At 59.0% G+C, this 12798-nt stretch carries 8 protein-coding genes; 4 read left to right on the top strand and 4 right to left on the bottom strand.

Annotation, left to right across the window (positions count from 1 at the left end; all coding sequences use genetic code 11):
* Nucleotides 1-33: 33 nt before the first annotated feature.
* Together AC2D8O_RS11550 and AC2D8O_RS11545 are read left to right on the top strand one after the other, a co-directional pair.
* Nucleotides 34-3552 (top strand): adenylate/guanylate cyclase domain-containing protein, encoded by a 3519-nt coding sequence (locus AC2D8O_RS11550; protein WP_484678977.1) that lies wholly within the window; start codon nt 34-36, stop codon nt 3550-3552.
* A 92-nt stretch (nt 3553-3644) separates the two neighbouring features.
* Nucleotides 3645-4853 carry an ATP-binding protein gene (locus AC2D8O_RS11545; protein WP_484678976.1) on the top strand — a complete coding sequence of 403 codons (1209 nt, stop codon included), beginning with the start codon at nt 3645-3647 and terminating at the stop codon, nt 4851-4853.
* A gap of 9 nt (nt 4854-4862) precedes the next feature.
* Here the strand turns inward: AC2D8O_RS11545 and rlmD are convergent, their stop codons facing one another.
* The 3 genes from rlmD to AC2D8O_RS11530 are packed head-to-tail and all read right to left on the bottom strand — an operon-like array spanning nt 4863 to nt 8566.
* Nucleotides 4863-6263, bottom strand: a complete 1401-nt coding sequence (gene rlmD, locus AC2D8O_RS11540) for a 23S rRNA (uracil(1939)-C(5))-methyltransferase RlmD (RefSeq protein WP_484678975.1) — start codon at nt 6261-6263, stop codon at nt 4863-4865.
* A 2-nt stretch (nt 6264-6265) separates the two neighbouring features.
* Nucleotides 6266-7306: a bifunctional heptose 7-phosphate kinase/heptose 1-phosphate adenyltransferase gene (locus AC2D8O_RS11535; protein ID WP_484678974.1), complete on the bottom strand. Its 1041-nt coding sequence runs from the start codon at nt 7304-7306 to the stop codon at nt 6266-6268.
* Nucleotides 7307-7327: 21 nt separating this feature from the next.
* Complete coding sequence (locus AC2D8O_RS11530; RefSeq protein WP_484678973.1) at nt 7328-8566, bottom strand: pyridoxal phosphate-dependent aminotransferase; 1239 nt, start codon at nt 8564-8566, stop codon at nt 7328-7330.
* A gap of 56 nt (nt 8567-8622) precedes the next feature.
* On the opposite strand from AC2D8O_RS11530, the gene AC2D8O_RS11525 reads away from it, so the two are divergent.
* Nucleotides 8623-9951 (top strand): hypothetical protein, encoded by a 1329-nt coding sequence (locus AC2D8O_RS11525; RefSeq protein WP_484678972.1) that lies wholly within the window; start codon nt 8623-8625, stop codon nt 9949-9951.
* 31 nt (nt 9952-9982) lie between these two features.
* The gene (locus AC2D8O_RS11520) at nt 9983-11803 is read left to right on the top strand and encodes an ArnT family glycosyltransferase (protein ID WP_484678971.1); all 1821 of its coding nucleotides are present in this window, start codon (nt 9983-9985) and stop codon (nt 11801-11803) included.
* Here the strand turns inward: AC2D8O_RS11520 and AC2D8O_RS11515 are convergent.
* Nucleotides 11769-12785: a MauE/DoxX family redox-associated membrane protein gene (locus AC2D8O_RS11515; RefSeq protein WP_484678970.1), complete on the bottom strand. Its 1017-nt coding sequence runs from the start codon at nt 12783-12785 to the stop codon at nt 11769-11771. The genes AC2D8O_RS11520 and AC2D8O_RS11515 overlap by 35 nt on opposite strands.
* Nucleotides 12786-12798: the final 13 nt, after the last annotated feature.

The raw sequence follows: 12798 nt of genomic DNA, 5'->3' as shown, positions 1-12798 counted from the left end.
ACCAAGGGCTTTGCTGGCTATCTTCAAACAGCCATGCAAACCCACAACAAGCACGTTTTTTCGCTCCTGCTGACCCTCTGCGTCAGTTGGCTCTTTCTGGCGCCGCACGCGTGGGCACAGCCCGGCAACCCCGTCATCCGCAATCTCAAGCCCGAAGGCACACCCCAGGGGCTACAGTTGCTCACGGTGGCTGTTGCACCCGAAGGCGTTGCCTATTTCGGCACCCAGGAAGGCATTGTCCGGTTCGACGGGAACAGTTGGGAACACTTCACACTTTCATTCGGCAAGAAAAAAGAGAGTGTGACCGCGGTTTCGCTTATTGGCGATCACACCCTGCTGGTGGGTACCAAAGCAGGGCGTATTTATTATGCCGAGCCGCAGCTTGGTCGTTTCCGCCTGATCGATTCTTTGGGAAAAGTAGTGCGTGGGCAGGCTGTCAGGGGCTTTGCTGCTGTAGGCAAAGACCCTAAGCAGGCACAGTATTTTGCCTACACCGATGCCCGCATTCTGGAACTGAGTCTCACGCCGCAGAAGCCCTCGCAGTTTCTGCCGGAAAGCTGGTATCAGGGGGCTGCCCTCACAGGTGTTTTTGGGGCCAATGGTGCCCTGTTTCTCAACCTCGATGGCAAGGGCCTGCACCACGTCAATGGCACCAAGCTGGAGAAAGTGACGCACGGCGAGCTGCTCGACTCGGCCAGCATCCGTTTTGCTGTCGCTTCCGACCGCCCCGGCACCACCCTCATCGGTGCCTCCGACGGGCGGCTGTTCTGGCTCAAAGGCTTCATTCTTTCCGAGTTCCAGTACACCCACCCCGAGGCGTTTATCGTTCAGGAATACTTTAAGCAGGCCAGTCTGTCGTCTGCCGCCTGGATTGGCCCTGACAAAGTAGCCATTGGTACTACGGTAGGGGCGCTGGTAATCGACCCCCGCAATGGTGGCCTCAAGAATCTCTTCAACATCCAGAGCGGTATGGCCGACAACGCCATTCAGGCACTGGGAGCCGATGCCTCAGAGAACCTGTGGATGGTACATGGCGCAGGGGCTTCCGTAGCGTTGTTGCGCCTGGGACTTTCGGATCTGGCGGTATACACTGGTCTGCCCAGCACCGCCCTCAACGATGTTGTGGAAGAGGAAACCAGCAACCTGTTGTTCGCCGCCACCAACACAGGGGTGTATCGGCTGGTGAAGCAGAACGTAGCAGGCAGAGCGTCGTCGGTAGATGGCTTCCGCGAGCAGCAGGCGCGCCGGCTTGCTGCCGAGTACGAACAGCAGATACAGCGCGACATTGAGAGCGAAGTGGCTCGTGCTGCCAACCCAGACGACATTCTGCAGAAGCTCATGCGCGAGGTTGACGCCAAGTACAACCGCCTGAAAGAGGCCAACCGTGTAAAGTACAAAGGCAAAGGAAAGAAGTTCGAGGAGGCAGAGGCTCAGCGGATAAAGGACTATGAGGCCGAGAAACGGAAGCAGCGTCAAAAAGCCAATCAGCAGGCTGCTGCCGCTCGCGAAGACATAGAGCAGAAAGTGCGTAAGCGCTACCAGAGCTTCATCGATGGACGCGCCAACTCCGATACCGAGCTCTTCAAGAACCAGTTTGGCAACCGAACGCTGCCTACTACCTATCTGGACGACTATTCCTGGCAGGCAGTGCGTGGCATCTCGGGCAAGTGTTTCCGCCTCGAGCAGTTTGGGCCTGGGCGTCTATTGACCTCGACTCCTACTGGCTTTTTTGTCATTTCTGGTGAGAGTGCCGAGAAAGTACTGGATGTCCGTGACCCCATCACCGACTGGGCGCTCGACCGCAATGGCGTGCTTTGGTACGCCACCGACCGCCAGGTTATACACCGTGTGAAGCTGGACGCCGGTGCCGCCGAAGCGGATGAGGATGTGGCAATTCCCGGCGAGGTAGCCGATCGCTTCACGCTGGCGCGCATCAACAACGACATGGTGCTGCAATACGAGGGCGAGCTGTGGGTCTACGACGGCGTACGGTTCAAGAAAACCGCAGGCACCCTGCCCGGCGATGTCATCACGGCCATTCGAAACTTTCGCCGCGGCGAGTTTTTTGCCCTCACGGCCGACGGTGTGCTGCGCGGCAAAATGGGTGCCAAGGGCCTTGAAACGGTAGAGACCTGGCCCATCACACGGGTGCTTGACCGCAGCGTGCCGGCCTTCAGTGCGCAGATAGAAAAGTGGTGGATGGCCAGCAATGGGCGTGTCATCCGGGGCGCTGTTGCGCCCAAAGCCGTGAACCAAACTGGCTTCAAGGCCATAGTGGCCCGTGTGGTGAGTGGCGGCGATACCCTGCGCATGCCCTCCGACAACCAGCGCCAAAAGTGGGCTACCTCAGGCGATGCTGTACAGCTGCTGTTGTCGGCCCCTAGCGTGTGGTCTGCCGATGGAGCCGAGTTCTCCTGGCGCATTTCGCCAGCTCCCGAAGGCACTTCTGCCGACTTCTCGCCTTGGAGCGACGACCCCTACCTGAATTTGCCTCCGCTGGAGTCTGGTTCCTACAAACTGGAAATCCGCGCCCGAAACTCGCTGGACCAAAAGGCCGAAGCCACAACCTATCAGCTCTCCGTTGGCACTTCGTTTCTCGAGGAGTACCTCTGGCCGCTGATTGCAGGGCTGGTGGTGTTGTTTGGGGTGCTGTCGTGGCTGGTGGTCCGTTACCGCACGGCTCAGCTACGGAAGCGCAACGAGATACTGGAGGCACTGGCTGCCGAGAAGGCACAGGAGGCCAAAGAGCTTCTCTACAGCATTCTGCCGCAGGAGTTGGCCAGCGACCTGGAAATGCGCAATGCCCTGGCGCGTCTGGACGGCGAGGAGCGTAAGCGCTTCGTTCAGAAGAATCGCCTGGACGACAGCGACATTCGCCGTATCACCCGCTCCATTATTGCCGACAGCTACCCACGCGTGACAGTGCTGTTTACCGACTTTGTGGGCTTTACCCACGTGGCCGAGAAACTGTCGCCAGAGGCGCTGATTGAAGAACTCAACCGTGCCTTTTCGGCTTTTGATATGATTACCGAGAAATACGGTCTGGAGAAAATCAAAACCATCGGCGACGCCTACATGGCCGCAGGAGGGGTGCCCGAACCCAACCTCAACAACCCGATTCAAACGGTCCTCGCCGGCCTGGAGATGCAGAAAATCATGGCTGCACAGCGTAAAATGTTGGATGGCCCCCAATGGAAGCTGCGGCTGGGTATCCACACAGGCAGTGTGGTAGCGGGGGTTATTGGTGCCAAGAAGTTTGCTTACGATATCTGGGGCGATGCAGTGAACCTGGCTGCCCGCATGGAGAGCAGCGGCGAAGTCGATAAGGTGAACGTTTCGGCGGCTACCTACGAGTTCGTAAAAGACTATTTCGAATGCACCGAGCGGGGCCTCGTTGATGCCAAGAACAAAGGCAAAGTAATGATGTACACTGTCGACAGGCTGAAGCCCCAGTATGCTGCCGATGCCGAAGGGCTGGTGGGGGGTGAGGCCTTGTGGGAGGCCATCGAATGGCGACCCCGACCCACAGGAAATGGCTTGTCGGGAAACTGACTACCGCCGTCGCCAGTTTTGACGTAAGTTAGCTGACGGATTTGCAGCCTAACGGCACCCACTCCTCACCTCTCTCTACCCGCCTACCTGTTATGTTGCCCCTGCTGCAGCAAGTCAAGATTTTTGATAACACCCCAACAGCCGTTCTGGAGCAGCTTTCTGAAGCGCTCAAGCAACAGACGGTAGATGCTGGGGCCATACTGACTCGCAAGGGTGAGCCTGGCGATTGCATGTTCGTGTTGGAAACCGGACGGGTGAAAGTGCACGATGGCGACTTTACCATTGCGGAACTGGGTGCAGGTGAAGTGGTAGGCGAATTTTCGCTGCTCGACACCGAACCGCGCTCGGCTACCGTCACTGCGCTGGAGCCCACACGTCTGTACCGCCTCGATCAGGCCGACTTCTATCGCATCGTCCTGCCGCACGCTGAGGCCATGCAGGCTGTGCTTAAATACGTATTGGCACGTCTGCGTGCCCAGAACCAGAAGATCATTGACGACCTGAAGCGCCGCGAGGAAGAACTGGCCCAGAAGGTGGCAGAGCGCACCCAGGAGCTGTCGCAGCAGATTGAGGAGACCATTGCTGCCAACGACCAATTGGCACACGTCAATGCCAACAAGAACGAGATCATCTCCATTGTCTCGCACGACATCCGTAGCCCGCTGACCGGTATCGGCTCTCTGGCCGCCATGCTGCAGGACCGCGATGTTGCCGCCGACGCCGATCAGGTGGTGGAGTTCGCCAAGCTCATCAGCTCCAGCGCCACCAACATCACCAAGTTTGTCAACGACATTCTCGATCTCGCGAAACTGGAGAGTGGTACCTCGCACCTGAACAAGGAGAAGCTCAATCTCGAAACCTTCCTCCGCTCGCTCAATGCGCAGTTCGAGCCGCTGACCATTACCAAGTCGGTGAAACTGGTGCTGAACATAGAGGAGTCGCTGACTGCCCTGGCCGACAGCGCCAAGCTGAGCCAAGGCGTCAACAATATCCTCGCCAACTCGTTCAAGTTTACGCCCAGTGGTGGTACGATTACCCTGGCCCTCAAGCGCATGCAGCATGAGGGAAAAGATTACGCCGCCATTCTTATCTCCGATACAGGCATCGGCATTCCAAAAGAGGCCATCCCCGGACTCTTCGACAAGTTCAACAAGATTCAGCGTACCGGTACCAAAGGAGAAAAGGGTACGGGCCTGGGTATGAGCATTGCCAAGCAGATCATTGATATGCACGAAGGGCACATCATGGTTGATAGCGAGGAGGGGAAGGGCACTACTTTCTCCCTCTTGTTGCCCCTTTAATTAATGCGCTTAGAGGCGTAACGTCAACAAAGCTACAGCTTCAACGTGGCTTGTGTGTGGGAACATGTCCACGGGTTGAACCTTTTCTATCTTGTATTTTTCAGACAAGAAGGACAAGTCTCTGGCTTGAGTAGCTGGGTTGCAGCTTACGTATACAATTTTGGGACATTCAATGGAAAGCAGTTGTTTAATAACGCGCTCATCCATGCCGGCACGCGGAGGATCTGTTACAATGACGTCTGGCTTCCCATAAGTATGAGTGGTATCGTCGGTCAGCAGCTTGGCTATATCTCCGGCAATGAATGTATAGCCTGAGAGTTTGTTCAGTTCTATGTTGACATGTGCATCTTCTACGGCAGACTGCACATACTCTATCCCCAGAAACTTCTGCGCCTTGTCAGCGAGGGTAATGCCGATGCTTCCAGCACCGCAATAAAGGTCCCACGCGTGCACAACAGGGTCGCCAAAATACTCGCGTACTACGCCATACAGACGCTCGGCTTGTGCAGTATTCGTCTGGAAGAAGGAAGTGGGCGAAACGAAGAAGCGTTTGTCAAACAACTGCTCGGTGATGCCTGCCGGGCCTTTCCATACTACGGGTTGCAGGTCGCTGTAGCTGTCATTCTTCTTTGAGTTGTGCAGCCACAGCAGCGAGGTCAGATAAGGGAAGCGGGCTTCCAGATGTTGAAACAACAGATTAATCCGGTCGGTATCGGGCTCTGATACAATCAGCATCAGCAATATCTCGCCAGTAGCCCGCGAGGTCCGGAAAACCAGGTTACGCAGCCAGCCCTGCTGCTGCTTGTGGTCGTAGAAAGGCCAGCCCTGCTCAGTGGCAAAAGCTACTACGGCGTTCCGCACAGGGTTGATGCGGTCGTCCTGGAGGTGGCAGCGGTCTACGGGCAGAATCTTGTCGAAAGCGCCTGCTACGTGGAAGCCACAGCCAGGCACATCGGCCTGCTCGCCAGCCTGCATCTGTTCGCGTGTCAGCCAGCGGCGGTTCGAGAACGTGAATTCCAGTTTGTTGCGATAGAAGTACGGCTGCTCGGCGGGCAGAATGGGCAGTACGGGCACATTCTCCAGCCCGCCGATGCGTTGCAGGGCATCGCGCACCTGCTTTTCCTTGAAGGCCAGCTGGGCTTCGTAGCTCAGATGCTGCCACTTGCAGCCGCCGCAGGCGCTGAAGTGCTGGCACTCGGGTGTCACACGGTCAGGCGAGGACTGCACCAGCTGCTGTACGCGGCCCAGCAGCTGGCGGCGCTGCTTGCCGTAGATCCATACATCTACTATATCGCCGGGCACGCCACCTTCCACAAAGATGACGCGGCCATCCAGGCGCGCAAGGCCACGGCCGTCTTCCAGAGTATCTTCTATCCGGAGGCCGGGGGCCAGAAAGGGTTCTATACGCACAGTCAGTTGTCGTTCCGCAGGTGTTCCAGTACTTCCAATTGCAGGCGGGCAGGGTCAATGGGCACCACACCTACCGATTCGCACACCAGCCCGCCTGCCAGGTTGGCGATGGCGGCAGCTGCAGGCAGCTGAATGCCAGCCGCCATGCAGGCTGTCAGCACGGAGATAACGGTATCGCCTGCACCGGACACATCCACAATCTGGCGGATGTGAGCCGGAAGGTGGTGGAAGTCTCCTTTTGCATCGCGCACCAACACGCCATGTTCGCTCAGGGTTACCATGGTCTGCTGATGGGGCATGCGTTCGGCCAGCAGGGTTACCCCAGCTTTCAGGCCTGCGATGTCGCCACGGTCATAGGTGGTGCCCAGGGCCTCGTTCAGTTCTTTCACGTTGGGTTTGAACACCGTGCTCTGCTGGTAGGAGAAGAAGTTGCGGAACTTCGGATCCACCATCACGGGTATGCCGCGGTTCTGGGCGTTGCGGGTTATCTGCTCTATCATGTCTTTTGAGAGCAGGCCTTTGTCGTAGTCTTCGAAAATGAGGGCGTCGAAGCGGTGTTCGCCCAGCAGCCGCATCACGTGGTCCAGTACCAGCTGTGCCTGCGTGGGTGCCAGCGGCGAAGAATCTTCACGGTCTACGCGAAGCATCTGCTGATTGTTGCCAATCACACGGATTTTGGCGGTTGTGCGGCGATCTGTCAGGTTGAGCAGGCCGTAGTCGGGCAGGCCACATTCCTGCACTACCTGCCGGAAGATTTCGCCGTCGCGGTCAGTGCCGATAGTGCCACAGAGCACAGCTTCTATGCCCAGTGCCCGCAGGTTCATGCCTACGTTGGCGGCACCTCCCAGGCGGTTTTCCTCCCGGTGCACATCCACCACCGGCACGGGCGCCTCGGGCGAAATGCGGGACACTTTACCCCAGAGGTAACGGTCGAGCATAAGGTCGCCCACCACCAGCACGCGCAGGCGGTGAAAGCGGTCAAAGAGGATGCGGACTGCCTCGGCGTCAGGCAGTGCGGTGCGAATCAGTGGTGAAGGTGTCACGTCGGGTAAGAGACGGGAGGGTTATTTCAGTTGCTTCAGGGCTTCGGCCATACGGCGAACGGCTTCGCGCAGGTCCTGCTCCGAACTGGCATACGACAGGCGCACATGGGCATCGGTGCCGAACGCCGAGCCGGGCACCACCGATACACGGCCGGTTTCCAGCAGGTACATGGCGATGTCGTCGCAGGAGATGAGCTGCTTGCCATCGGGGCTCGTCTTGCCGAAGTCAGCCGAGACGTCCGGGTAGAGGTAGAAGGCGCCCGGGGGCACGTCAAACTTCCACTGGGGTATCTGCTCGCGAATGATGGCACAGAGAAGGTCGCGGCGGCGGTGAAACTCGGCCACCATGGCTTTGGTGGGGGCGAGGTCGCCAGTGAGGGCGGCCAGTGCGGCACGTTGCGATATGCTGCTGGCTCCACTGGTCACCTGGCCCTGATACTTCTCGGCGGCCTGTGCCAGCCACAGCGGCGCTGTGCAGTAGCCCAGACGCCAGCCCGTCATGGCGTAGCCTTTCGACATGCCGTTGACCGTAGCCACGCGGTCTTTCATGCTGGGCACCGCGCCGATGCTGAAGTGCGGCTGCCCGGTGTAGTTCATGTGCTCGTAAATCTCGTCGGAGATGACGAACACCTGCGGATGCCGCTCCAGCACTGCCACCAGTGCGCGCACCTCGGCTTCGCTATAAACCGCGCCGTGGGGATTGGAGGGTGAGTTGAAGAGGATGGCACGGGTACGGGGCGTGATGGCCGCTTCCAGCTGGGCAGGCGTGGCTTTCAGCCCGTTTTCAGCTTTGCAGTCTACAATGACGGGCACACCTTCGGCCATGCGCACCATGGGGTTGTAGCTCACCCAGTAGGGGGCCAGCAGAATCACTTCATCCCCGGGCTCTATCAGGGCCATCAGCAGGTTCAGAATGCTCTGCTTGGCACCCGTAGACACCACGATGTTGGCGGCTTCCGAGGCAATGCCGTTGGCACGGAACTTGGCTGCGCAGGCTTCGCGCAGGGCTGGGGTACCCGCTACGGGCGGGTAGTGTGTATCGCCCTCGCGAATGGCCACCGTGGCGGCTTCGCGGATAAAATCAGGAGTATCAAAATCGGGCTCGCCCAACGTCAGCGAAAGCACGTTTTTGCCAGCAGCATTCATCTCCCGCACTTTCTTGGCCAGCGCCAGCGTGGCGCTCTCGGCCAGTGCTCCGATGCGGGCGGCTCCGCGGTATTCGGCAGCAGGCGGCAGTGGCTTTGCTGTAGAGTTTTGCATATTATGGTTGTTTCTGGGCTGCAAGTTAACCCTTTCGGACAACCCCCGCGTTTCGCATGTTCTGCCGTTTCCTTGTTTCGCTGGGCCTGTGGTGTCTGGCGGTGATGCCAGTCGCCTTTGCCCAGCTTCCAGCAGGCCGCTGGGTCGAGTTGGTGCCTTACGCCCCCTCCGGCTACACCGACGACACTACCTTCACAACCCATTACCCCTATACCTTCCGGCTCGAAGGTTTGGACCAGCCTTTTGGCAAAGCCTACAGCGATGCTGTCTACAGCGGCAAACTGCCCGTACTACTCGGGACAGATACCGTCTCGCTGGCTTCCCGCGAGGTTGTAAAAGCCCGCATCAGCCCGTGGCGCACGCTGGCCCGCAGCCGCAAGCCCTGGGTGCCCGAAACGCCCCATGCTTCCGACTACTCCATCCGCCTGCGCGCCTATCTGGTGCAGGAACGCCCGCTGCTGCTGGAGGTGGTGATGCTGCGCGCCACCGACCCCATACCAGTATATCGGGCCACCCACCGGCTCAGGGATTTTGGCTACTTCAGAGACGCCAAAGTGCTGAATCTATATGGCTTGAATGTGGACTACCACGGCATGCCGGGGCTTGGAGCTGCAGAGGTGCTGTTCTCAGATTACTTCAATCGTTCAGTGAATGGAAGCCATGAACATACGCTTCCCATAAGTCGCATCGGCCACATGCGCAGGGTGCGTTGGGTCATTCCCCGCGACCTCCAGCCTGGCAACCACCTTCCCGGCCTGCTGCCCGACCTATCGGAGCGTATGGTTCAGAATCGCCTGCTCTTTGAAAGCATTGCCTCGCCGTTGATGCAGGCGCTGGTGAGCGGCAAAGTGCCTGTGTACTACAGCAACCAACCCACACGCATGCCCAAGGATGCCGTGCTGCGCGATGTCGCCAACCACCCCTCGGCACCGCCGGAGAATGCCCGGGGCAAGCCCGGCAAGCTGGACTGGAGTTATGGTGTAGCAGGAATCATGGTAGAAGGCACATGGCGCCAGCCACCGCCCCCGATGGCGGATGCGGTCAGCTTCGAACCCGAGTCGCTGCAAATCATCTGGTATGACCCCAGCCGCGATTCGGCTTTGCAGCGCACAACGCTGGGCGTAGTGCATGTGGAAGACCTCCAACGGTTGAAGCTGCGGGTGGACGGGAAGCCCCTGGAGGACTATCTCGCAAAAATTGCCAAGCTGTACGCTTACCCGGCGCAGATTAATGATTTCCCGATTCAGCATCTGGAGGCCGCCCTGTACATGCGCCGGCTGCTGCTTATCCCAGCCATCAGCAAGCTGGGCAACCATGTGCAGCTGGAAGCCATGACCCGGCAGGAACTGCTCAGGAAACTGCAGAACCCCGCCGGCAACCGCTGACCCAGCGCGCCCTTTGCCGATATTGCGCCCTATGCGCGATTTTCGTCTCATCGAGTGGCTGGAGGCCCAGCCCGCACGTAAGCTCTACACGCTCGTGGGCCTGTTTGCCGCAGTTATCCTGCTGCCGTTTCTGGGCAATGTGCACCTCTTCGACTGGGACGAAATCAACTTCGCTGAAGCCGCCCGCGAGATGCTGGTGCTGGGCGACTGGCAGCGCGTCCACATCAACTACCAGCCGTTCTGGGAAAAGCCGCCGCTGTTCATCTGGGCGCAGGCGCTGTCCATGAAGGTATTTGGGGTGAACGAGTATGCCGCCCGCTTGCCCAATGCCCTTTGCGGCATTGCCACGGCTATGCTGCTGGTGCATGTTGGCACTCGCTTCGGTGGCCGCAGGCTGGGCCTGCTCTGGAGCCTTGTGTACCTGTGCAGCTTCCTGCCGCACTTCTACTTCCGCTCTGGTATCATCGACCCGCTCTTCAACCTCTTCATCTTCATGGGGGTGTGGCAACTGGCCGAATACTATCGCCCCACCGATGCCACCGAGTTTGTGTACATCCCCAAGGGCACCGAGCGCCTGCGCCATATCCTCTGGGGTGGGCTGGCCATAGGGCTTGCTATGCTGACCAAAGGCCCTGTAGGATTGTTGCTGCCAGCCCTCACATGGTTTGCCGTGTGGGTGCTGTGCTGGGGCCGCATGCCGTTCCCATACTGGCAGGGGCCGCTGTACGCCATTGTGGCGTTGGCTACCTCGCTGCTGTGGTTTGGGTATGACCTCGTCACCAATGGGCCGTGGTTCATGCAGGAGTTCGTTACCTACCAGATTCGCCTGCTCACTACTGGCGATGCTGGCCACGAACAGCCCTTCTGGTATCACTGGGTGGTAGTGCTGGTGGGCTGCTTCCCTGTTTCGGCTTTCGTGTTCGGGGCGCTGCGCCGCCGCTTCCTGTTGCCGGGCGACAAGTTTGCTCCCGAGCTGCCTGGCCGCGAGTCCTTCCTCCGCTGGATGGCGCTGCTGATGCTGGTGGTACTGGTGGTGTTCACACTGGTGAAGACCAAGATTGTGCACTACAGTTCGCTGGCCTACTTCCCGGTGGCCTATTTGGGCGCGTGGTATCTGCACCGCCTGATGTTTGAAGGTGAGAAGTGGCCAAAGTGGCTTACCCGCACCCTCCTCGGGGTGGGGGGCGTGCTGCTGCTGGCCATTCTGGTGCTGCCTTGGGTGGGCATGAACGCCAAGTGGATTGCCAGTCTGCTGAAAAACGACCCCTTCACGGCGGGCAATCTCCAGGCCGACGTTCATTGGTCTGGGCTGGAGTATGGGGTAGGGCTTACGCATCTGGCGGTAATCCTGCTGGCCCTGTGGTTTGTGCGCAAAGGGCTCATCCAGCGGGCTGCGGTCACCCTGTTTGCAGGTACGGCCTTCACGCTCAACCTGCTGCTGCCCGTGCTGGTGCCCCGTATCGAGGGCTACAGCCAGCGAGCCGCGGTCGAGTTCTTCGAGGGGCTGCAAGGCTGCGACTGCTATGTCACCACGCTGGAATACAAGAGCTACGCCCACCTGTTTTATGCGCAGATCAGGCCGCAGTACAGCCCTGCTTCTGCGGGCATCAAAGAGGGTACCGACTACAACAAGTGGCTGCTGTATGGCCAGATAGACGCACCCGCGTACTTCTCGGTGAAGATTCAGGACCTGCCCAACTACCGCGACATCCCCGAACTGGAGCTGCTTTACGTGAAGAACGGCTTTGCCTTCCTGCGCCGCATGCCGCCGCCCGGCCACAACCTGGCGCAGCAGAAAACGACGGCAGGTTCCGTGCTTACTTCAGCTTGGCCTGCACCTCGGCAGCGGTAGGCAGGTCGCTGTAGTGCCATTTGCCCACTACGGTGCCATCTTTCAGCAGCAGGAAGCCCGGATTGCTGCGTACCATCGTCTTCAGTACCGTTACGTCCTGTGCCGTCCAGCAGAAGTTGGCCCCCAGTTCTGCAGCTTTTTTCTGCCCATCGGCGCCAGATGCCGTGCCGCCCATGGTGGGGATGCCTGCGGCTTTGAGGCTCTGGGCCAGCTGCCCGGCTGCGTTCAGGGCTTCGGCGTCAGCGGTGTTGATGTCATAGGCTACCACCAGCAGCACGGGTCCGCTGAATTCGTCCTGGGACTTACCATCTACGGGGCAGTCGGGCCCCCATGGCATATAGTCCTTCGCGATGAGGTTGCCTTCGGGGCCAAAGGTGGTACTGTTGTGCTTCAGGTTCTGGCCAATGGCATAGGGGGAGAAGTCCTTCAGCGGCAGGTAGTTGTAGCAATACCAGGTGAGGAAGGCTGTCAGCAGGAAACTGCCAAGGAATGCCGTGTAACGCACCACCGGCTTACGTTTCAGGAAGGGTACGATTTCCTCGCGGTAGATATAGAGGAACAGGATGAGTACCAGCAGTACTACGTCTTTGATGAACGACTGCCAGGGCGTCAGTTTCAGCACCTCGCCAAAGCAGCCACAGTCGGTAACGGCGTTGGTGACAGCCGAGAAGCCCGTAAGCAGGCTGAAGAACACAATGAGGATGAGCAGCAGCAGTACGGTGAACCAGCGCCACAGACCCAGCAGCAGCAGCAGCGCCAGCGCCACTTCCAGCAGGGTAATGCCTGCCGCAATGCCAGTGCTGTAGGGCAACAGGCCTGAAAAGCCCTCCCACAGTTGGGCCGAGAACACGTGGAAGTACTCTTCCAGCTTATAGGTGAACCCCGTCAGGTCGTTGACCTTGATGAGGCCCGACACCAGAAACAGGAGGCCTACAACGAGGCGGCTCAGGAGCACGAAGAAGCGCAGTGCGGCATTTCCCATGCTGCAAACATCC

The organism is Pontibacter sp. T17 (genome assembly GCF_057219875.1).
Note: the sequence above shows the minus strand (reverse complement) of the source record. Positions and strands in the feature narration are given on the sequence as shown.

What these genes read in the sequence shown, in the direction of transcription:
- AC2D8O_RS11550 (WP_484678977.1), top strand. Translation starts at nt 34, where the DNA reads ATGCAAACCCACAACAAGCACGTTTTTTCGCTCCTGCTGACCCTCTGC.
- AC2D8O_RS11545 (WP_484678976.1), top strand. Translation starts at nt 3,645, where the DNA reads ATGTTGCCCCTGCTGCAGCAAGTCAAGATTTTTGATAACACCCCAACA.
- AC2D8O_RS11530 (WP_484678973.1), bottom strand. Translation starts at nt 8,566, where the DNA reads ATGCAAAACTCTACAGCAAAGCCACTGCCGCCTGCTGCCGAATACCGC.
- AC2D8O_RS11525 (WP_484678972.1), top strand. Translation starts at nt 8,623, where the DNA reads ATGTTCTGCCGTTTCCTTGTTTCGCTGGGCCTGTGGTGTCTGGCGGTG.
- AC2D8O_RS11520 (WP_484678971.1), top strand. Translation starts at nt 9,983, where the DNA reads ATGCGCGATTTTCGTCTCATCGAGTGGCTGGAGGCCCAGCCCGCACGT.
- AC2D8O_RS11515 (WP_484678970.1), bottom strand. Translation starts at nt 12,785, where the DNA reads ATGGGAAATGCCGCACTGCGCTTCTTCGTGCTCCTGAGCCGCCTCGTT.